Consider the following 19379-nt stretch of genomic DNA (forward strand, 5'->3'; position numbering starts at 1 on the left):
CTCTTCCTTTCGAAAATAGATTCACATAAAAAACGTTCGAACTAAATCTTACTACATAATAGACGGGGTAGCTGAAGAAAAGTTTCACTAATTACCAAAACAAGTCCAAATGAACGATGATACTGGGTCTATCCTCATAGTTTTGCTATTTCACTACGCAAGATTAGCATCGCTTTCAAATAGTCTTCTTTCATTAGCAGTCCATTGTCATAAAGATCCTTCACTTCTGATTGCACCATATCGATGTCATCTTTTCGATTCCCCGTATAGACATAAATCCCGAAACGCTTCAGCAATTGGAGGACACCCAGATAGTCTTTCATATACAGATAATCTCTTTTTCATCTGTAACTATTTTGCTAACAGGAATATCGTGACTTTCAACAGGTATCCTATGACTCGTTTGAGCTACAAATGCTAACGACAATGTAGCACCATTGTAATCCGACATGTAGCGGTCATAATATCCTCCACCAAAACCAATCCTATATCCTTCGTCAGAAAAGACTAGCCCAGGTACAATTTGCAAATCAATCTCGTTTTTCTCGACCGACAGTGTTTCATCAGTTATCGGCTCAAAAAGGCCCATATAGACCGTTTCCAAACTTTCATATGATGTAATAAGACGAAAATCCATCTTCCGGGTTGCATGGATGCATTTAGGTACAGCAATTCGTTTACCAGCTGCCCAAGCCGCTTCGATAAGCGGGCGTGTGTCCACTTCGGGATAACGAGAAATCGTTACCCCGATTGTATCCGCACTTCGAAATTCATCTGATGCAAGTACCCTGGCTGTAATCTTCAAAGATTTTTTTAGATGTTCAGTTCGATTTATATTATTCAATGTAACTAACACTTGATTCCTTAAAATCTCTTTACTCATTTAGTATCCCCCGTTCTGAAATGAAAAAACCAAAACCGGTGAAGGTTTTGGCCTGAGCGATTATTTCGTTTCACGGTGCAAAGTTTGTTTCTTTTCACGTGAGCAATATTTTTTCATTTCAATCCGTTCTGGATTGTTACGTTTGTTTTTCTTAGAAATATAGTTGCGTTCACCGCATTCTGTGCAAGCAAGTGTAACATTTACGCGCATTGTTGGTCCCTCCCACTCATCAAGAATGTAAAGTTTTATATGAGCATAACTTATACGACCTATCAAGTATACCACATCAACAGCAAATGTCCACTAAAAAAACCATAATTTCCACAACAGCTTTCTTATGATAAAATAGTAGCAAAATGATTCACCAGAGGAGTGGTAAAATGGACATCACGATAATACTGATTATTATTGGACTTATATGTATAATAACTTCATTTTTCCTCGGCAATTCTTCATCCAGCTACGCCGATGAATTGGAACAGGTTTCAATTAGTATTCATCAGGAAACGAATGGCTTAAAGAAAAGATTGAAGGCTGTTGAAGAAGAGTTAATGATTGGTGTCGGTCCGCTAACTACAGTCGGCAAAACGCAAACAGCTGCAAAACCTGTTCACGTAATCATTGTCAATCAAATTCTATCATTGCATTCCCAAGGTTATTCTATCAGTGATATCGCTGTACGTTCCTCCTTATCAAACGACGATGTAATCGCAGTGTTACAATCGAAAGGCGTGATTACATGATCCGTGAAATTTTACGGGCAGTCGGGATTGGTTGTATTCTTGCCGCGGGAATCCTTTATTTCACCATTGATAGTAAGGTTCCTTCAGACAATGAAACGCAACAATTGCAGGCAAATGTTGAGAAACTCCAAAGTGAACTTGCTAAAACGAAAGAGCTATTAGCTACTGCACAGACTACATCTTCAGTTAAAGAAAATGTTCCAAAAACAGATGCAGAGAAAGCCGTTAGCAAGGAAGATGACGCAGCCAAAAGTAACCCCTCCTCCGATGCGATTATTAAAACCATTTTAACGATTGAAAATGGTTCGAATTCGACAGTTGTCTCAGCAACCCTAGAGGAATTGGGTATTATCGAGAATGCAGCCATCTTCGAGTCATATCTTGAAGAATATAACTTAACAGGCAAAATACAGATTGGTGAACACCAAGTCGATTCTTCAATGAATTTCAAAACAATCGCCAAAGAAATTACGACAGTAAAAAAGTAGGAAAACCAAATGGTTTTCCTACTTTTTAATTGGACTCTACTTTAGGTGCTTGTATGATAGGTTGTTTAGCCGCTGTGGACGTTTCTTCTTTAGCTCTTTTTGCTTTCAATTTAAAATATTCATCCACAGCTTGTTCTGCAATTTGATTGTTTGCATATGTGTAGCCACGCGGAACTGTAGAGATATTAGGAATGACGACTGCATAAGCTATTTCTGGGTTTTCATAAGGCGCAAAACCGACATGTGATAGGTTGATTGTCGGTTTTCCAGAGCTAAATGCCTGCGCCGTCCCCGTTTTCCCGGCTCCATCATATTCTTTTCCAGCAAAGAAATTCGGGGCCGTCCCTTTAGCCCCGTAATACACGTAGTGCATTCCACGCTTCACTTGAGCAATTTCCGCATCAGTATTCTGGATCCTATTTAAGATGTTTACCTCTGTTTCTTGAATAAGGGGACCAAGAATTTTACCGTCTTCAGATGGTTCGCGAATTTCTTTTAACACTTTCGGAGCCACCCGATAACCACCATTTGCAATTGTTGAGACATATTGAGCAAGTTGTAGTGTTGTATAAGTATCGTACTGTCCAATGGATAAATCCAATAAAATACCGATTGAATTACTATCCCCAATCAGCCCGCCTGACTCGCCCGGTAAATCAATGCCGGTTTTTGTTCCAAGTCCGAAAGAAGCGAAAGATTGTCGGAACGTATCGAATGCATTTTTTCTAATAAGCGCCGAGTCTTCAGAGCTATTGTTAGAATTCGCCAAGGCCAATGCAATACGGAACATGTATACGTTCGAAGACCTACCGATTGCTTCAATATCAGTTACAGCAACCCTAGAGTTTTGATTAAACAGCGATCTTTTTGTAATACCACCGATTCTAATTGGTTCATCTATCTTCGTTTCGCCGATACGTACCACATTTTCCTGATACCCTGTAAGAAGCGTCGCCATCTTCACTGTTGATCCAGCCTCGTGAAGTGCAGTGAACGTACCAAATGCATAGTCCCATATTTCGAGCTTGCCTGTTTCTGGATTCGTAACAACCTGCTTGCCTACAAGTGATAGAACTTCACCGTTATTCGGATTCATCATGACTAAGAAAGCCCTGTCCAATTCTCCGGTATTTGGTTTTCTTTTTAATTCCAACAGTTTATCCGAAACTATATTTTCAAGTGTCTCTTGCAGTTCGCTATCAATCGTCAGAATAAGATCCTTGCCAGGTTCGCCTTGTCGGATTGTTTTCGTTTCGACGACACGGCCGCTACGATCTTTAATATTCTTCACAATTGTTTTTTGCCCTTTTAATAAATCTTCATAATATTGCTCAATATAACTTTTTCCAACACGGTCATTTCTTGAATAATCCCGTGCCAGGAAATACTTCTCACGAGATTTAGGAATACCTTCAATGGGACTCGTGGTTGTCCCTAGAATCGTATTGTCTGATTTCCTCACACGCTCCCAATCTGTCGTTGTATCCACGCCCGGTAACTCTCCTAGACGTTCAGATACAGTTGCGAATTCCTCGTCCGTCACATTCCCACTTTTAACGATTTGTGGGGAGTACGCATAGCCCGACATCATTTCTCTGTAAATCGCAAGTACTTCTAGCTCCTCTTCCGTAAAAGAATCAATTTCTTCGTCCGTAATTCGTTCTCGTGTAAGCCTATTAATCTCCTTCTGCAATTCCGTCCGTGAAAGTGTACTATCCTTTTCCAGCGCCTCTTGTTCCTTTATAGAAACCTTTTTCAACGCAGCCTCAGAATTCTTTAAAATCCAAAAATCTCTCTTATCCCCAATGGTAATCCTTTTCGTATCTTGTTCAATCAAGATCGCAAGTTGCTCAGCGACTTTTAGCATATCTGCTGAAGTCGTCGACGTCATTTTAGTATATGTAATGGCGTTTTTCGGATCATTATCAACAAGAACGCGTCCCATGCGGTCAAATATTTTCCCCCTTGGCACGCTTGTATTGATAGGGATTTCTTCCTTTTTTTCCAACTCGCGGGAATATTCTTCCCCTTTAACGATTTGTAAATAACCAAGGCGAAAAATGAGCAATGAAAATAGGACAAAGATTGAAAAGAATAGGAAGTTCATTCGGAATGCGATATGTTTTCGTTGGCGTATTTTAGCCTGATCCGCCTTACGCACCTGTTTTTTCATAATGTCCCCCCTCGTTAATCATTTTGAATTATAACACTCAAAACAACAAAAGCACACATCTTGACGAACAAGATGTGTGCTTGGTTCCTTCTAGATAAAGTTATAGATTTATTTACCGAAACGTTTTGCAACTTCGTCCCAATTAACAACATTCCAAAATGCTGAAATATAGTCAGGGCGACGGTTTTGATAGTTTAGATAGTAAGCATGCTCCCAAACGTCTAGTCCTAGAAGAGGCGTTTTGCCTTCCATGATTGGTGAATCTTGGTTTGGAGTTGACATAATTTCAAGCTCTCCGCCATTCAGTACGAGCCAAGCCCATCCTGATCCAAAACGAGTTGCACCCGCTTTTGCGAATTCTTCTTTAAATGCATCAAAGCTACCAAACTTGTTGTCGATTGCTTCAGCAAGTGCGCCTGATGGATTGCCGCCACCTTCTGCTGATAAAAGTTCCCAGAAAAGTGAATGGTTTGCGTGACCGCCACCGTTGTTACGGACAGCCGTACGTTTGCTTTCAGGTACTGCATCAAGGTTCGCAATAAGTTCTTCGATAGATTTGTTTAGAAGTTCTTCATTTCCTTCAAGAGCGTTATTCAAGTTCGTTACATATGCATTATGGTGTTTAGTGTGATGAATGTTCATCGTTTCTTTGTCGAAGTGTGGTTCAAGTGCATCATAAGCGTAAGGTAGTTCTGGTAATTTGTAAGTCATTTGTCCATTCCTCCTCAAGAGATTCATAAATATGCTACCTTTCAACATTATCAAAATTATGAATAACGTTCAAATAAAATGGACTATTTAGGAACGTTTCATTTGATAAAGAAAATAAAGACTGCAATCATCACAACCATGACAAGTCCTTTTGTCACAACCGAAGTGAGAAATCCAACTAGCGAACCAATGCCTGTCTTTACAGACTGCTTCACTCCGGACCGAGATACGACAAGTTCCGCAATGACCGCACCTAAAAATGGCCCAACTAAAATACCAGCAACCGGAATGACGAAAGGACCGATAAGAAGTCCAATTGTACTTCCCCACATCCCCGCCTTAGAGCCACCGAACTTTTTCACACCGACGAGATTCGATAGTGTGTCTGCACCGAACAGCAAGATAACGAATAATACCTGAATGATCCAAAACCAAATAGTCATCCCTTCAAATGTATCGATGAGTCCATATAGAAGGAAACCTCCTACAATGAAAAGAGCCGTTGGAATGATCGGATATACGAGTCCGGCAAAAGCAATAATAAACATGGCAATTGCAATAATCCAACCTATAACTTCCAAAAAACCATCCCCTTATTCGAACGATTATGCTCTGTTTCCAAGAATTGCTTCGGCTATATTTACGGCATGGTCACCGACCCGCTCTAAGTTAGAAACAATATCGACAAATACCATTCCAGATTGCGCTGTACAACGACCTTCATTAAGCCTCAAAATATGATTTTTTCTAAATTTCCGTTCCATCTTGTCAATGAGAACTTCTTTTTCAGCAACCGTTCTTGCCATTTCCATATCATTTTGATTGAGTGCGTCAACAGCTTTCTGAACGGTTTCAATCGTTAGCGTGAACATTTCCGTCAAATCATTCATCGCATCTTCCGTCAATTTTACGCGGTTAACATCACGATAGTCAATGAGTTCAATGATATTTTCGAAATGATCACCAATGCGTTCAATATCACGAACCGTATCCATAAGCATAAAGTGACGTGCAGATTCAACTGGCGAAATACTAACTGAAGTAATTTCAACAAGATAGTCCGTAATCTTGCGGTCCAAGTTATTAATGGCATCTTCAATTTGATAAGCAGTCTCTGCGTGTTTTTTATTACCCGTTTTCAAGTATTCGAAAGACTCCTGTAAACCACGGACACCGAATTCACCCATACGAATAATTTCTTCTTTCGCTTGTCCGATTGCAACTGCAGGTGATTGTTCTATAAAGTGCCTGTCCAAATGCTTCGGCTTGTATTCTATTAATACATCTTCACCTGGGATCATTTTTGTAACCAACCAAGCCCATGCTCCAATTAGAGGGAATTGGATGATTGTATTGGCAATGTTGAACGAACCGTGTGCAAATGCAATTTGCATTTTATTTTCAAGGGTCAATACCCCTGATATCCACTCGACATACGCAGTGAAGGGTATAAGAAGTAGCATGAATATGACCGTTCCGACAACATTAAATAATACGTGTGCTGCGGCAGCACGCTTTGCCGCTACCGATGCTCCGATTGAAGCAAGCACAGCTGTAATCGTTGTTCCAATATTATCTCCAAATAAAATTGGTAATGCTCCATTGATATCGACGAGATTTTCTGCATAAAGCCCTTGCAAAATACCAACTGTCGCACTGGAGCTTTGAACAATCAAAGTAAATACCGTTCCAACCACGACGCCGAGCATAGGCTGGTCACTCATCGATATCATTAGATCTGTAAACGTTTCTAATTCCCTAAGCGGCTTCATCCCACCACTCATTAATTCAAGTCCTAGAAACAGGCCACCAAATCCAAAAATAACTTCACCTATATTTCTAATTGAACTCTTTTTAATGAAAAAGATTAGGAACGCCCCAAACGCCATAATCGGAAGTGCATAGGCTCCTACATCTAATCCGATGATAAAAGCAGTAACAGTCGTTCCGATATTCGCTCCCATTATGACGCCAATCGCTTGACGAAGCGTCATGAAACCTGCGCTCACAAGTCCTACGGTAATAACAGTCGTCCCAGAACTCGATTGAATCAAGACTGTGACGATAATTCCGACAAGTACACCCATGAACGGATTCGTCGTGAATCGGTCAAGGATTGCGCGGAGCCTATCACCCGCCGCTTTTTGAAGGCCATCTCCCATATACTTTATAGCGAACAAGAAAATTCCGAGTCCACCAAGAAACTGAAACAGCATTTCCTGCCAGTTTACCTCCATTACGCAGTCAACCCCTCATTATGCTTTATGTATTGCATCTCATTATGAGGATAGTCACCCCAAATTGTAAATAGTAGTAGTCGAATCTTTACATTCCCTTTACAATTGATTTACGTAACGTCATCAATCTGTCGAAAATAGTAGCGCGCACAATTGCGTCGTAAAATGATAGACTGTTATTGATGGAGGGGGTTTTATAGTGAAGTTCCACCAACTAGTCAAAGCAGCAATCCATGAACCTAAAAAATTAGCAGCCTTTCGCCTATTACCTATCGGCAAAGTGTTTCGCTATGTTTTCATTTTCGTTGCGTTGTTCACATTGCTATCATTCACCCGTTATATAGCAGGAGATGCAGTCTTATTCGAATCATCGCCAGAACTGCTCGAACACGGAGAAACAATCGGTGGACTCATTTATCCAATTGCATTTCTTCTGCAGCTCGTTATCAGTACGACTTATATCTTCATCCGAATCAGTATTTTTGGTTACGTGGGAATCCTGTTGTTAAAACTGATGAAAAGACGAGGAGAATACCGTCATATGTGGAGAACTTCCGCTATCGCGATTACCATCCCTGTTCTTCTGACCATCGGATTTGATTTCTTTCCGGCAATGAAAAACGTTAGTACAGGTATTACATCCCTTGTCCACTTCGCTTATATTGCGGTGGCTGCTAAGTACTATCCCAAAATACCTCGATGAATACTTCCTCTTTTCGTGCATATAGTGGCGAAAGGGGGAATTTCCATGAGAATACTACTACTCGCAGCCTTATTATTCGTAACCGTTCATTTCATCCGACTCGATTTAATGGAAGGCACAATCCCGCTTGCTTCTTTTGTTCAAGAACAGCCTGCATGTGAAGAAGAACAAGTCAAGACGATACCTGTCACAACAGTTGATGGAGATACGATTGAATCACTATTCTCATTGTATCCCGATCCCGAATCTAGCTTCATTGATAGATTGGCTTCCTTCTATTCATTGAACCCACATCTTCAAAATCAACAGATTATTGGAGGCGAGAAAATCGTACTCCCACTTACCGTTATGCAAACGGAAAAATGCATAGAGTCTAATCGATAAGGGTTGTCCCTTGTCTTTTTGCTATGAAGATTGCTAAAATAGTTATAGTTATGAGGCTAATGCCGACTAAGGAGCGAAATAAATGAATGCTATGATAAACAGAAAAAACACACGTCCTGTACGAGTTGGTAACCTGACAATCGGCGGAAGTGATGAGCTTTTCATCCAAAGTATGACAACGACCAAGACACATGACGTCGAAGCAACAGTCGCAGAAATCATGCGTTTAGAAGATGCCGGATGCCAAATTGTCCGTGTTGCGTGTCCAGATGAGCGCGCGGCATATGCTATCGGTGAAATCAAAAAACGTATCAACATTCCTCTTGTCGTCGATATCCATTTCGACTATAAATTAGCGTTGATCGCTATTGAACAAGGGGCAGACAAAATTCGGATTAACCCTGGTAATATCGGAAGACAGGCAAAAGTCGAAGCTGTCGTCAATGCAGCTAAAGCAAAAGGTATTCCGATTCGAATTGGTGTCAACGCCGGTTCACTTGAGAAAAAAATTCTTGAAAAATATGGCTATCCAACTGCCGACGGAATGGTAGAGAGTGCTCTGCATCATATTAAAATATTGGAAGACCTTGATTTCCACGATATCATCGTGTCGTTAAAAGCTTCCGATGTAAATTTAGCGGTCGAAGCGTATCAAAAAGCTGCGGCAGCATTCGATTATCCCTTGCACCTCGGTATTACAGAGTCTGGGACGTTGTTTTCGGGGTCTATTAAGAGCTCTGCGGGTCTCGGCACCCTTCTATCAGCAGGCATCGGCAACACGATGCGTGTATCACTGAGTGCCGATCCTGTCCAAGAGGTTAAAGTGGCACGGGAGTTGCTAAAAATATTCGGTCTTTCCTCAAACGCCGCGACACTTATTTCATGCCCTACATGCGGACGAATTGAAATTGACCTTATTACGATCGCAAATGAAATTGAAGAATATATTTCGCATATTAAAGCTCCACTTAAAGTGGCAGTGCTTGGCTGTGCAGTCAACGGTCCCGGCGAAGCGCGTGAAGCGGATATTGGAATCGCGGGTGCACGTGGCGAAGGCCTTCTCTTCATGAAAGGAAAAACAGTCCGCAAAGTACCGGAAGCAACGATGGTTGAAGAGTTAAAAATCGAAATCGACAAGCTTGCGGAAGAGTATTTCGAAAAGAAAAGACAGGAAGAACTCCTCCTGCAAGGTGAGACAGCGGAATGAGAAACCTCCGCTTCGGCATCGACATTGATGGTACAGTGACATGCCCCACTTCTCTCTTGCCGCATATCAATGAACAGTTCGGATGTAATCTTGTCCTTGATGATATTAAAGAATATGACTTAACAAAAGCATTTACAGTAGATGAAAAAGCATTCTACGAGTGGTATAAAGGTGCGGAGGCACATATTTACAAAACGTCTCCCGCACAACAATATGCCAAAGACATTTTAACTAGCTTTCAAGCGCAGTTTGAACTGTATTACATTTCTGCCCGTGGCCATCATGTCTATGACTCCACGCTGGACTGGTTCAAACAACAGGAAATCCCGTACGATCATATCGAACTTGTCGGAAGTCATTATAAAATTGAGACCGCGAAAAAGTTCGGTGTTCATGCATTTTTTGAAGACAAGCATGACAACGCGGTTGAAATCCATGAAGAACTCGACATTCCTGTCATACTATTTGACACACCGTATAACAGGATGCCGATTCCTGAAGGCGTCATCCGAGTCTACGATTGGCAAGAAGCGAATAGTTGGATCAAGAAGTTATTTCCTATAGAAGAACCTTCATTTAATTAAAAAAACGGTGTGAAACTCTCATGATAGAGTTTCACACCGTTTTTTCGACTTAGAATTATGTTTAGCTTCAGCGCCCTAGACCCTCGAGTCGCTTCAAGCCTTGTAGAGACGCCACTACGTACCTGCAAGGTTGCTGGGTACGTAGTGGGGAGGGATTGAACTTCATCCCTCCTTGTCGCGACAGGACGTCACGGTTTTAAGACCGCTTCCTCTTAAGTGGCGCACTTATGCTGCGTTCCTTTTAGGCGCCTTCCGCTTTTCATTGTGTCTAGCTTCAGGCGCCAGCCGCTCTGGTCATAAGCAATCCAGCTATGTGGCAAAGATCGCCACGTCGCTGGATCGACTTATGCCTGTCGCATCTGGAAGGCGCCTTCCGCTTTTCATTGTTCCACACATAGCGGACATTTTCCGTAGATTTCGAATTTATGTCCTTCCACTTCATAGTCGGGTAAATTAACAGTAATCATTTCCATAGGGCAATGCGGGATGCTGCGCGTCTTACCACATGCAGTACAGATGAAATGATGATGGTGGATGCCTGGATCACATTGCATACGGAAATTTCGTTCCCCATTCAAATCGGTTTCTTCCAGAATACCGAGTTCAGAAAACGTCGTCAAGTTTCGATAAATTGTATCGAAACTTATTCCAGGGTTATCCTTCGCCATGAAATTCTTCACTTCAAGAGCCGTTAAATAGCGGTCTTTATGCGAAAAGAACTGTAAAATTGTATCTCTATTTTTCGTCCGTTTAAATTGATTTTCCTGAAGAATCCGCCATGCCTCATCGAGTGTCATACCAACTCCCCCTTCACTGTACGGGCATTACGTCCGCCTTGTATTTTCTTCCAAGCGAGTACCACTAACAAAATAACTATCGATGTGACGACAATCGTTCCCCCCGGAGCAATATCAAGATAATAGGCAGAAACAAGACCAATGATAACCGCTAACTCACCGAAAATAATGGAGTAGATCATCGCGCTCTTAAAACTTTTCGCAAGTTGGATAGCTGCCGCTACCGGAATCGTCATAAGTGATGATACAAGTAAAATACCGACAATCCGCATAGAAGCCCCAATAACAAGCGCTACAATGATCATGAACACCATCTGGATATAGCGTGAATTAATACCAGAAACCTTGGCATACTCCCCATCGAATGATAAGGCAAATAGTTCTTTATAAAGAAATCGGATATAAGTGATGACAATGATTGCAATGATGATAACAACGAAAAGATCCTGCCTGCTAACCGCTGACACTGAACCGAATAAATAGCCAATCAAATCAGAGCCATAGCCTTTCGATAATGAGATGAAAATAGCGCCAAGGCCAATACCTGCCGACAAAATAACCGGAATTGCAAGTTCTTCATAATGACGGTATGCCTCCCGCAACTTCTCAATCAGTAGTGACCCACCTACTGCAGATGCGATCCCAAGGTAAACTGGGTTCAGCGCAGCAAAGAAGAGCACTTGCTGGCTTAAATAAAGGCTTCCAGCGATTCCCGCAAGTGCAACATGACTGAGCGCATCCGCAATCAGGGAAAGACGTCTGACGACGATAAACAAGCCAAGTAAAGGAGCGATGACACCGATGATTAAACCGGAAAGAAATGCATTTTGCAAAAACTCATACGATAAAATATCATTAATCATCGTTCCACCTCATCCGTGTGCTGATGGACGCGGCGAACTGGGTGTCCATACCATCTAGAAACGTCATCATCTTCCATCTTTTTATAATCGGATTGTTTACCGTGAAAATGAATTGTTCGGTTCAAACAAGCCACATGGGTTGCGAGATCAGTAACAAGGTCAATTTCATGTGTCACAAGTAAAATCGCAATTCCGTGCTCACGATTTAATGTATTGAGCATAGAATAAAACGACGCGACATTTTGCTGATCAATACCAACTGTCGGTTCATCCATAATAAGAAGATCTGGTTTTCCTGCAAGCGCTCTTGCAATGAACACACGCTGCTGCTGGCCACCGGAGAGCTCGCCCATATTCCGTTGTGCGAAAGTGTCCATACCGACTATGCTAAGCGCTTCTAATGTTCGCTGCTCATCTTTTTTTGAAAAGCTTTTGAACATTCCTACTTTCCGAGTTAATCCGCTCCGCACAACTTCAAGAACGGTTGCTGGGAAACCAGAGTTAAAAGAATTGGATTTCTGTGAAACATAGCCAATCCGTTCCCGGTGCTTAAATGATTCTATTTCCGAACCGAAAAGCTTTACTGTTCCACTCGTTGGTTGTAAGAGACCGAGAATAATATTGATGAGTGTTGATTTACCAGAACCATTTGGCCCTATCAACGCCCAAAATTCACCCTCTCCTACCTCAAGAGAAATATGATCAAGGGCGATTGACTGTTCATAATTGAAACTGACATCGTCCAATTGAATAAGATTATTTGTCATTTTACTATCCTTTCTTTGAAACAGGAATCATTCCGATTCACTCGTCAAATTATAAACCATGACACGACCGGATACAACCATTTAAGAAAGAAGGGATTATTAGTGGATTATGCTCAACTACTGAATGAAGTCAAAATGAGAAGTGATGATGAAGTGAAAATCATTGCAAAGCAATATGGAATTGATTTTTCTAAGACAGAAATAAGGGCACTTCGACCATTGCTTGATGAAATTTCTTTCCATTGGCTTTTCACCGGTGTTCCTGAAACGTTTATCAATAAAATCCGTGGAGCTATTGGTGATAGAAAGACTGAAATCCTATTCAAGAAGTATTTAGACTCCACCAAGTGATAAATTAATTTAAAAGAAGAAAACCCGCCTGCGTATATATACTTTGCAGGCGGGTTTTCTATTTAAATTCTTAGCAGATCAATCTTATCTGGTTGAAACGATTTCGCCTTAAACATTTCTATCTCAAATTTATAAGGTGCCGATTTTTTCTTTGGATCCAGACCCACAAATGGTGTTTCAAGAATTTTAGGAATCGATTGGAATCCTTCATGATGGACAATATAAGAAAGTGGTTCAAAGCCGATATGGCCGAAACCTATATTTTCATGTCGGTCCTTCATTGCACCGCGCTCGTTCTTACTATCATTAACATGAATAACAGATATTCTGTCCATGCCCACAATTTTATCGAACTCGTTTAGCACTCCTTCAAAATCACCAACGATATCATAGCCCGCATCATGAACGTGACAAGTATCAAAACAAACCGATAAACGCTCGTTATGTGTGACTCCATCGATAATCGCGGCAATTTCATCAAAGTTACGACCGCATTCAGTCCCTTTCCCCGCCATCGTTTCGAGAGCTATGCGGACGGGATAGTCCTGGGAAAGCACTTCATTTAGTCCTTCGATAATTTTCGCGATCCCTAGGTCAACACCAGCACCAACATGCGCGCCTGGATGAAGAACAATCTGGTCAACGCCAAGTGCAGCTGTACGCTCGATTTCACTTTGAAGGAAGTCGACACCAAGTCTGAATGTCTCGGGCTTTAACGTATTAGCAATATTGATAATATACGGAGCATGGACGACGATATTTGACTGACCATTTTCCTCCATACTAAGATGGCCCGCTGCAATATTCAGTTCCTCAATCGGCTTCCTCCGTGTGTTCTGGGGTGCACCGGTATAAATCATGAATGTAGTTGCTCCGTAACTTGCAGCTTCCACGCTTGAGCCTAACAACATTTTGCTTCCGCTCATCGAAACATGGGAGCCAAGCAATAGTGGCTTATCATTTGTCATTTTTTACGTTTCAGTCTCCTTTCTCTCTTTTTGAAGCTCTCTACTTGCTGAGCCATTTTCTTTTTATAGCCTGGTTTCACTTTCGACGGCTTTGGTACGAATGAGATTGCTTTACGGTCAATATCATCTACTTCTTTTACTCGATTTCGTCTTGAATGACGCTCTTTTACTTCAACCCACTCACCATTTTTTACTTCTTCATGAACAAATGGAATACCTATCTTTTCAATTCTGACTACTTTATCGTCTTCAGAAGGTTCATACAGTGTAATTGCCGTTCCCTTAAGCCCAGCACGTGCAGTACGTCCCACGCGGTGAATGAAAAATTCAAGGTCATCAGGAAGTTCGAAGTTAATAACGTGACTGACACCAGGAATATCAATTCCGCGTGCCGCAAGGTCTGTCGCTACTATATATTGGAATTCTAGATCCCGGATTTGCTTCATCATTCGTGTCCGTTCACGCGGTGTTAAATCGCCGTGAATTCTTCCGACTTTAATGCCGCTTTCTGCAAGGTAAGTTGCGAGTCCTTCAGCGTTTTGTCTTGTATTCATAAAGATGATTGCCAAATAAGGATTGATCCCTTCCATTACTTGCAGTAACTTTTTCTTTTTACTCATACTGCGAACAGGTACTAGGGAGTAGTGCATCCCTTCCGTCAATGGTTTGCGTTCACCAATTTTCACATGAACAGGTGATTCCATGTATTTAGTTAGGAACGGTTTTAGCTTTTCCGGAATCGTTGCAGAAAATACGTACATTTCAAGTTTAGCAGGCATTTTTGCTGCGAACTTATCGATATCTTCAATAAAGCCCATGTCGAATGCAAGGTCCGCTTCATCTATAACCAAGATTTTTGCTGTATGAATTACAAGTGCCCCATTTTCGGACATATCATTAATTCGTCCTGGCGTTCCAACGATAATATGCGGATTCGATTTTAATTTCCCGATAGACCGCTGCTTGTCCGTACCACCTATGAGCAGCGAACTGCGCACCTCCGTTCCTTCTGTCATCTTCGCAAGTTCATTGTACAGTTGCGTCGCCAACTCTCTTGTCGGGGCCGTGATAACTGCTTGCAGTTCATCGACAGTTGCATCTGTCCGTTGTAATATCGGTATAAGGAAACTGTGGGATTTCCCCGTTCCTGTATGTGCTTGTCCGATTGCATTTGTACCCTTCAGAATAAGCGGTATGATTTCCTTTTGGATCGGTGTCGGATTTTCAAAGCCGAGCCTCCCGATTGCTTCCCGTAAAAACGGTTTAAATTGATAGTCTGTAAATTTAGACATTCGTAACCCTCCTAATGTACACCTATTATAACACGATTTCGTTCCGCCGTATGCGATTTTCGCATAGTATACTATGTGAAAGTCCATTCTGATTTATTGAAAGGAGATAATTATGAGATATGAATCCTTTTATCCATTCGCGCGACAACAACCGCCACCGGCTCCAATGGGACAAATGAACTTCGGACCACCTCCTCAAATGGGGCAATTGCAGGCACCTATACAACCATTCATGAATGGTCCACAGAACGATCCATTTGGTGGCCCTATGGGGGGTCCACAGAACAATCCATTAGGTGCTCAAATGAATGGCCCGCAGAACAATCCATTAGGTGGTGGCCCTATGGGTGGTCCAGGAGAGCAACCAATTCCATCAAAAATGGAATCGTATATGCAAACGGCAAACCAATTCTTAAACACAGCCCAGCAATTCGCTCCTGTGGTCCAACAATTCGCGCCAATGGTTCAAAACTTGCCCGCAATGTGGAGATTGTACAAAGGCTTTCAATCACTTCCGGTAGCCGGTGCCGCTAGTTTACCTACAAGTGGAGCAGTTGCCGCACGGTCAGTTGCTAATGTCACTTCCGGACTGTCAGCCCCCCGTATTTTTCAGCCGCCCATCCGATAATTTTGAATCCGCCGTCCAACTCCGTTATAATGGATGGTAGATCCTATTAGAGGAGTGAAACGACATGAAAGTATTAAAGATTACCCCTAGAGGTTATTGCTATGGGGTTGTCGATGCAATGATCATCGCAAGAAATGCGGCACTCGACAAAACATTGCCGAGACCCATTTATATATTGGGAATGATTGTCCATAACAAACATGTTACAGATGCGTTTGAAGAAGATGGCATCATCACGATTGATGGTGAAAATCGTCTAGAAATTCTTGAAAAAGTTGAGACGGGTACAGTGATTTTCACAGCACATGGTGTTTCTCCTGAAGTGCGGGAGCTTGCGAAAAGAAAAGGCCTTGTATCGATTGATGCAACTTGTCCTGATGTAACTGTCACCCATGACTTGATTGGGGAAAAAACTGCAGAAGGCTACGACATCATTTACATCGGAAAAAAATATCATCCAGAACCAGAAGGTGCAATCGGTGTGGCACCTCACGCGGTCCATTTGATAGAAACGATTAAGGATGTCGAAAATCTTACTGTACAGAACCCTAAATTGCTTGTCACAAACCAAACAACAATGAGCCAATGGGATGTTGTTCACATTATGGACGCACTTAAACTGAAATATCCACATATCGAAGTTCATAAGGAAATTTGTCTTGCTACTCAAGTAAGGCAGGAGGCCGTCGCACAGCATGCCGGGGAATCAGACCTTCTTATCGTCGTAGGAGATCCGAAGAGCAACAACTCGAATCGCCTGACACAAGTCTCTGTCGAAATTGCCAACACTCCATCATACCGAATCTCGGATCTTTCGGAACTCGATGTGAAGTGGTTGGAAGGTGTTGAAACTGTCTCTGTCACTGCGGGTGCTTCGACACCAACTTTGATTGTTCGTGAAGTAATTGCTTTCCTTGAGAAGTTCGATCCTGAAGATACTTCTACACATCTTCCAGAACGGAAATTCCTAGTAGAAAAAATTCTACCTAAAATTAAAAACCCTACACCTGTGATACGAATTGAACCGTACACAACAACTTAAGATAAGCTTCTGGCGCTTAGAGCTAGACACTATTCCGTGTTGAAAAACATATTTTCATCTTTAAAATGAACCAGCCTCTTTTACAGAGGCTGGTTTTTTTCGTCAAACATTATCAAATGAAAGTAAACGGTTCTGTGACAATTTCCGATTCGATAAACGAGACATTATAGCTAGCCTGCGCGCAAGCTGCCTGCATATAGTCTGCAACACCTTCAATCATCACTTTCTCAATATTGTGCCCCGGGTCAATGACAGCAATACCCATCGCTTCTGCGTCATGTGCAACATGGTAATACAAATCCCCGGTTACCAGAACATCCGCTCCGCTTCGTTTAGCAGCTCCTATATATTTATTCCCATCTCCGCCCAAGACAGCAACTTTTCGAATCTGCTTGTTTGGATCACCCACAAATCGAAGTGCCGGGACATCAAAAGCTTTTTTTACAAGTTCCGCAAATTGTCCAAGCGTTGTCTTTTCTAAAAGTTTCCCAACACGACCAAGACCATAGTCAGTTGACTGTTGATCAAGAACGACTAAATCATACGCAGGTTCTTCGTATGGATGGACTTCTAACATCGCTTTTAGTACCTTACTGCGAATAGGTCCAGGGACAACCACTTCGATTCTTTCCTCTTCAACCGCCTCACTTTTACCCATTTCACCAATAAACGGCTCAGCCCCCTCGACAGGTGTGAAACGCCCAATACCTGATGCGCTAAAACTGCATCCGACATAATCGCCAATTGCACCAGCACCCGCTTTTTCCAGAGTTTGTCTAATGTCATCCGCATGTGTTACTGGGCTGAAGACAACCAGTTTATAAAGTGACTCAGAATGCGTCGACTCAACTATTTTCGTGTCAACCAAACCAAGTTTTTCAGCGAGCATATCATTGACTCCGCCCGGTGCAACGTCAAGATTTGTATGTGCCGCATAGACAGCTATATCATTTTTAATGCACTTTTCGATCATGCTACCTTGCGGCGTGTCTGTTAATAGGCTTTTCAACGGCCTGAAGATTGGTGGATGGTGCGCGATAATAAGGTTGGCACCTTTTCGAATCGCCTCATCAACTACTTCTTCATTGACATCCAATGTAACAAGCACATTTTCTACAGTTCGATTCAATTGTCCGATATGAAGACCGACTGGATCTCCATCCATTGCAAATCGTTTTGGGGACCACTTTTCAAAAAGCGCAATAATTTCATGACCATTCACTTTTTTCACGTTGTCAACACCTTCCTAACTAACGCAATATGAAGTGCCAACTGTACTTTTTTCGTTTTTATTGCCTCTGTTTCAATTGTTTTTTCGAGGGAATCAAGTACGCGATTCCATTCCGACAATTCACTTTCCCACTTTTCAATGAATACATCGGTTTTTGAAGTCAATAACAAAGGTCCTGCCATTAATTCTAGTTCCTCATAGACCGCTTGCCCTTTTTCCATCACGATAATTTCATATATTTTGCCGTCTTCTTTCAAAATGTGTTCTTTTATTATTTTCCAACCGTTAGAAACTGCCCATTCTCGGATTGCTCTAGAATATATATTCGGTTGTGCGATGATTCGCTTCACTTGAGAAAGAAGGTCTTTTCCGCTCTCCAAAATTGTAGCGATGAGCGGTCCACCCATCCCCGCGATTGTCACCGTATCGACAGCATCATTTTCTTCAATAGCGAATAAACCATCTGCCAATCGCACGGTAATCGCATCGGAAAAACCTTCACGTCTCACATTTTTAACCGCAGACTCAAATGGCCCTTTGGCTACTTCTCCTGCGACTGCCCTCTTCACTTTCTTTGTATGAATGAGGAAACATGGCAAATAAGCATGGTCGCTGCCGATATCTGCAACGACTGCACCCTCGTCAACGAAAGAAGCAACCGCCTTCAATCTGTTAGATAATCGTTCGGAATTCAATTGATCGCCGCCTTTCAATACTTTTATTGTATTGGATTTTGTCGTATTTTGCACTTTATCCTATTTGTTGAAATTAAGAATCCTATTGAATTCGCAGCGGGGCTAAGAGTAACCTTCGCTTTGTTTATGTAAGTATTCAATTGTTCAACATAAAAAACAGAAAAAGCCATCAGTTTACAGAAATGCTCTGCTAACTGACAGCTCTTCCTAATTAAGGATTATTTAAGTGATAAAATATAATCTGCCATAGCGTCAAGCTCGGCATCATCCGAAACGAGTCCTGCTGGCATTCCGCCATCAGTACCGTCTTTTATGATGTTTTTAATTTCATCCTTAGACAGTTTAGTTCCAACCAGTCCTGGTCCCATTCCGCCTGTAAGGTCTCCACCGTGACAGCCGATACATTTCCCTTGAGCAACTGCTTCAGCATCAAATTCCGCAGAACTTGGAGCTTCTTCAGTTACCCCCTCTTCGCCTTGTTCAGCGATTTCACTTTTCTGTTCAAGTCCATAAAGGGACATGAAGAAAATAAGACCGATTCCAAGCGCAAAAATAAGAATATAAGGAATTATTGGATTTTTTCCCATTGAATTACCCTCCTTTATCAGGATCTATTCTGTAATGAATACAGT

24 protein-coding genes are annotated in these 19379 nt (G+C 41.9%); 9 read left to right on the forward strand and 15 right to left on the reverse strand.

All coding sequences use genetic code 11. The features are described from left to right. Nucleotides 1–134 precede the first annotated feature (134 nt). From AZE41_RS13095 to rpmG, 3 genes are read right to left on the reverse strand one after another with little or no spacing between them, the layout of a single operon-like run. Nucleotides 135–323 (reverse strand): YqgQ family protein, encoded by a 189-nt coding sequence (locus AZE41_RS13095; protein WP_067210189.1) that lies wholly within the window; start codon nt 321–323, stop codon nt 135–137. After that, complete coding sequence (locus AZE41_RS13100) at nt 320–883, reverse strand: 5-formyltetrahydrofolate cyclo-ligase (RefSeq protein WP_067210191.1); 564 nt, start codon at nt 881–883, stop codon at nt 320–322. The genes AZE41_RS13095 and AZE41_RS13100 overlap by 4 nt, the downstream gene beginning before the upstream one ends. 60 nt (nt 884–943) lie before the next feature. Next, entirely contained in the window at nt 944–1093 is a 150-nt protein-coding gene (gene rpmG / locus AZE41_RS13105) for a 50S ribosomal protein L33 (protein WP_067210194.1), read from the reverse strand. A 170-nt stretch (nt 1094–1263) separates the two neighbouring features. On the opposite strand from rpmG, the gene AZE41_RS13110 reads away from it, so the two are divergent. Together AZE41_RS13110 and AZE41_RS13115 are read left to right on the forward strand one after the other, a co-directional pair. Further along, nucleotides 1264–1626 (forward strand): hypothetical protein, encoded by a 363-nt coding sequence (locus tag AZE41_RS13110; RefSeq protein WP_067210196.1) that lies wholly within the window; start codon nt 1264–1266, stop codon nt 1624–1626. Further along, nucleotides 1623–2114 (forward strand): hypothetical protein, encoded by a 492-nt coding sequence (locus AZE41_RS13115; protein WP_067210199.1) that lies wholly within the window; start codon nt 1623–1625, stop codon nt 2112–2114. Before AZE41_RS13110 ends, AZE41_RS13115 begins: the two co-directional genes overlap by 4 nt. A gap of 25 nt (nt 2115–2139) precedes the next feature. Here AZE41_RS13115 and AZE41_RS13120 read toward each other — a convergent pair whose 3' ends face one another. From AZE41_RS13120 to AZE41_RS13135, 4 genes are all read right to left on the reverse strand, one after another. Next, nucleotides 2140–4287 carry a peptidoglycan D,D-transpeptidase FtsI family protein gene (locus AZE41_RS13120; RefSeq protein WP_067210201.1) on the reverse strand — a complete coding sequence of 716 codons (2148 nt, stop codon included), beginning with the start codon at nt 4285–4287 and terminating at the stop codon, nt 2140–2142. A gap of 108 nt (nt 4288–4395) precedes the next feature. Further along, the gene (locus AZE41_RS13125; protein WP_067210203.1) at nt 4396–4998 is read right to left on the reverse strand and encodes a superoxide dismutase; all 603 of its coding nucleotides are present in this window, start codon (nt 4996–4998) and stop codon (nt 4396–4398) included. Between the two features lie 98 nt (nt 4999–5096). Continuing rightward, on the reverse strand, nt 5097–5579 hold the full coding sequence (locus AZE41_RS13130) for a DUF456 domain-containing protein (protein WP_067210206.1): 483 nt from the start codon (nt 5577–5579) through the stop codon (nt 5097–5099). Nucleotides 5580–5603: 24 nt separating this feature from the next. Further along, nucleotides 5604–7235, reverse strand: a complete 1632-nt coding sequence (locus AZE41_RS13135) for a Na/Pi cotransporter family protein (RefSeq protein ID WP_067210208.1) — start codon at nt 7233–7235, stop codon at nt 5604–5606. Nucleotides 7236–7434: 199 nt separating this feature from the next. Here AZE41_RS13135 and AZE41_RS13140 point away from each other — a divergent pair, with 199 nt between their 5' ends. From AZE41_RS13140 to AZE41_RS13155, 4 genes are all read left to right on the forward strand, one after another. Further along, a complete protein-coding gene (locus AZE41_RS13140) occupies nt 7435–7938 on the forward strand; it encodes a DUF1189 family protein (protein ID WP_067210210.1) in 504 nt (167 codons plus the stop codon). Nucleotides 7939–7983: 45 nt separating this feature from the next. After that, nucleotides 7984–8322: a hypothetical protein gene (locus tag AZE41_RS13145; protein ID WP_067210213.1), complete on the forward strand. Its 339-nt coding sequence runs from the start codon at nt 7984–7986 to the stop codon at nt 8320–8322. 82 nt (nt 8323–8404) lie between these two features. Next, a complete protein-coding gene (gene ispG, locus AZE41_RS13150) occupies nt 8405–9529 on the forward strand; it encodes a flavodoxin-dependent (E)-4-hydroxy-3-methylbut-2-enyl-diphosphate synthase (protein ID WP_067210215.1) in 1125 nt (374 codons plus the stop codon). Beyond that, complete coding sequence (locus AZE41_RS13155; protein ID WP_067210218.1) at nt 9526–10113, forward strand: 5' nucleotidase, NT5C type; 588 nt, start codon at nt 9526–9528, stop codon at nt 10111–10113. Before ispG ends, AZE41_RS13155 begins: the two co-directional genes overlap by 4 nt. Before the next feature lie 380 nt (nt 10114–10493). Here AZE41_RS13155 and AZE41_RS13160 read toward each other — a convergent pair whose 3' ends face one another. From AZE41_RS13160 to AZE41_RS13170, 3 genes are read right to left on the reverse strand one after another with little or no spacing between them, the layout of a single operon-like run. After that, complete coding sequence (locus AZE41_RS13160) at nt 10494–10910, reverse strand: Fur family transcriptional regulator (RefSeq protein WP_067210219.1); 417 nt, start codon at nt 10908–10910, stop codon at nt 10494–10496. After that, nucleotides 10907–11773 carry a metal ABC transporter permease gene (locus tag AZE41_RS13165; protein WP_067210221.1) on the reverse strand — a complete coding sequence of 289 codons (867 nt, stop codon included), beginning with the start codon at nt 11771–11773 and terminating at the stop codon, nt 10907–10909. Before AZE41_RS13165 ends, AZE41_RS13160 begins: the two co-directional genes overlap by 4 nt. Then, nucleotides 11770–12540: a metal ABC transporter ATP-binding protein gene (locus tag AZE41_RS13170; RefSeq protein ID WP_067210223.1), complete on the reverse strand. Its 771-nt coding sequence runs from the start codon at nt 12538–12540 to the stop codon at nt 11770–11772. Before AZE41_RS13170 ends, AZE41_RS13165 begins: the two co-directional genes overlap by 4 nt. A gap of 102 nt (nt 12541–12642) precedes the next feature. Between AZE41_RS13170 and AZE41_RS13175 the strand changes: the two genes are divergently transcribed. Then, nucleotides 12643–12891: a hypothetical protein gene (locus AZE41_RS13175; RefSeq protein WP_067210225.1), complete on the forward strand. Its 249-nt coding sequence runs from the start codon at nt 12643–12645 to the stop codon at nt 12889–12891. 62 nt (nt 12892–12953) lie between these two features. Here AZE41_RS13175 and AZE41_RS13180 read toward each other — a convergent pair whose 3' ends face one another. Continuing rightward, nucleotides 12954–13859: a deoxyribonuclease IV gene (locus tag AZE41_RS13180; RefSeq protein WP_067210228.1), complete on the reverse strand. Its 906-nt coding sequence runs from the start codon at nt 13857–13859 to the stop codon at nt 12954–12956. Next, nucleotides 13856–15151: a DEAD/DEAH box helicase gene (locus AZE41_RS13185; protein WP_067210230.1), complete on the reverse strand. Its 1296-nt coding sequence runs from the start codon at nt 15149–15151 to the stop codon at nt 13856–13858. The genes AZE41_RS13180 and AZE41_RS13185 overlap by 4 nt, the downstream gene beginning before the upstream one ends. A 112-nt stretch (nt 15152–15263) precedes the next feature. Here AZE41_RS13185 and vrrA point away from each other — a divergent pair, with 112 nt between their 5' ends. Continuing rightward, on the forward strand, nt 15264–15779 hold the full coding sequence (gene vrrA, locus AZE41_RS13190; protein ID WP_067210233.1) for a VrrA/YqfQ family protein: 516 nt from the start codon (nt 15264–15266) through the stop codon (nt 15777–15779). Between the two features lie 64 nt (nt 15780–15843). After that, the gene (locus tag AZE41_RS13195) at nt 15844–16821 is read left to right on the forward strand and encodes a 4-hydroxy-3-methylbut-2-enyl diphosphate reductase (RefSeq protein ID WP_067210236.1); all 978 of its coding nucleotides are present in this window, start codon (nt 15844–15846) and stop codon (nt 16819–16821) included. A 112-nt stretch (nt 16822–16933) separates the two neighbouring features. On the opposite strand, the gene AZE41_RS13200 is transcribed toward AZE41_RS13195, so the two are convergent. The 3 genes from AZE41_RS13200 to cccA all read right to left on the reverse strand — a co-directional run bounded on the left by AZE41_RS13200 (nt 16934) and on the right by cccA (nt 19334). Continuing rightward, nucleotides 16934–18052, reverse strand: a complete 1119-nt coding sequence (locus AZE41_RS13200) for a Nif3-like dinuclear metal center hexameric protein (protein ID WP_067210239.1) — start codon at nt 18050–18052, stop codon at nt 16934–16936. Beyond that, nucleotides 18049–18747 (reverse strand): tRNA (adenine(22)-N(1))-methyltransferase, encoded by a 699-nt coding sequence (locus AZE41_RS13205; RefSeq protein WP_067210241.1) that lies wholly within the window; start codon nt 18745–18747, stop codon nt 18049–18051. Before AZE41_RS13205 ends, AZE41_RS13200 begins: the two co-directional genes overlap by 4 nt. Nucleotides 18748–18965: 218 nt before the next feature. Further along, nucleotides 18966–19334, reverse strand: a complete 369-nt coding sequence (cccA, locus tag AZE41_RS13210) for a cytochrome c550 (protein WP_067210244.1) — start codon at nt 19332–19334, stop codon at nt 18966–18968. Nucleotides 19335–19379: the final 45 nt, after the last annotated feature.

It is taken from the genome of Sporosarcina psychrophila (genome assembly GCF_001590685.1).
In the GTDB taxonomy this organism is placed as follows: domain Bacteria; phylum Bacillota; class Bacilli; order Bacillales_A; family Planococcaceae; genus Sporosarcina; species Sporosarcina psychrophila.

What these genes read in the sequence shown, in the direction of transcription:
- rpmG (WP_067210194.1), bottom strand. Translation starts at nt 1,093, where the DNA reads ATGCGCGTAAATGTTACACTTGCTTGCACAGAATGCGGTGAACGCAAC.
- AZE41_RS13185 (WP_067210230.1), bottom strand. Translation starts at nt 15,151, where the DNA reads ATGTCTAAATTTACAGACTATCAATTTAAACCGTTTTTACGGGAAGCA.
- AZE41_RS13180 (WP_067210228.1), bottom strand. Translation starts at nt 13,859, where the DNA reads ATGACAAATGATAAGCCACTATTGCTTGGCTCCCATGTTTCGATGAGC.
- AZE41_RS13095 (WP_067210189.1), bottom strand. Translation starts at nt 323, where the DNA reads ATGAAAGACTATCTGGGTGTCCTCCAATTGCTGAAGCGTTTCGGGATT.
- AZE41_RS13165 (WP_067210221.1), bottom strand. Translation starts at nt 11,773, where the DNA reads ATGATTAATGATATTTTATCGTATGAGTTTTTGCAAAATGCATTTCTT.
- AZE41_RS13170 (WP_067210223.1), bottom strand. Translation starts at nt 12,540, where the DNA reads ATGACAAATAATCTTATTCAATTGGACGATGTCAGTTTCAATTATGAA.
- AZE41_RS13100 (WP_067210191.1), bottom strand. Translation starts at nt 883, where the DNA reads ATGAGTAAAGAGATTTTAAGGAATCAAGTGTTAGTTACATTGAATAAT.
- AZE41_RS13155 (WP_067210218.1), top strand. Translation starts at nt 9,526, where the DNA reads ATGAGAAACCTCCGCTTCGGCATCGACATTGATGGTACAGTGACATGC.
- vrrA (WP_067210233.1), top strand. Translation starts at nt 15,264, where the DNA reads ATGAGATATGAATCCTTTTATCCATTCGCGCGACAACAACCGCCACCG.
- AZE41_RS13120 (WP_067210201.1), bottom strand. Translation starts at nt 4,287, where the DNA reads ATGAAAAAACAGGTGCGTAAGGCGGATCAGGCTAAAATACGCCAACGA.
- ispG (WP_067210215.1), top strand. Translation starts at nt 8,405, where the DNA reads ATGAATGCTATGATAAACAGAAAAAACACACGTCCTGTACGAGTTGGT.
- cccA (WP_067210244.1), bottom strand. Translation starts at nt 19,334, where the DNA reads ATGGGAAAAAATCCAATAATTCCTTATATTCTTATTTTTGCGCTTGGA.
- AZE41_RS13135 (WP_067210208.1), bottom strand. Translation starts at nt 7,235, where the DNA reads ATGGAGGTAAACTGGCAGGAAATGCTGTTTCAGTTTCTTGGTGGACTC.
- AZE41_RS13145 (WP_067210213.1), top strand. Translation starts at nt 7,984, where the DNA reads ATGAGAATACTACTACTCGCAGCCTTATTATTCGTAACCGTTCATTTC.
- AZE41_RS13115 (WP_067210199.1), top strand. Translation starts at nt 1,623, where the DNA reads ATGATCCGTGAAATTTTACGGGCAGTCGGGATTGGTTGTATTCTTGCC.
- AZE41_RS13195 (WP_067210236.1), top strand. Translation starts at nt 15,844, where the DNA reads ATGAAAGTATTAAAGATTACCCCTAGAGGTTATTGCTATGGGGTTGTC.
- AZE41_RS13160 (WP_067210219.1), bottom strand. Translation starts at nt 10,910, where the DNA reads ATGACACTCGATGAGGCATGGCGGATTCTTCAGGAAAATCAATTTAAA.
- AZE41_RS13110 (WP_067210196.1), top strand. Translation starts at nt 1,264, where the DNA reads ATGGACATCACGATAATACTGATTATTATTGGACTTATATGTATAATA.
- AZE41_RS13125 (WP_067210203.1), bottom strand. Translation starts at nt 4,998, where the DNA reads ATGACTTACAAATTACCAGAACTACCTTACGCTTATGATGCACTTGAA.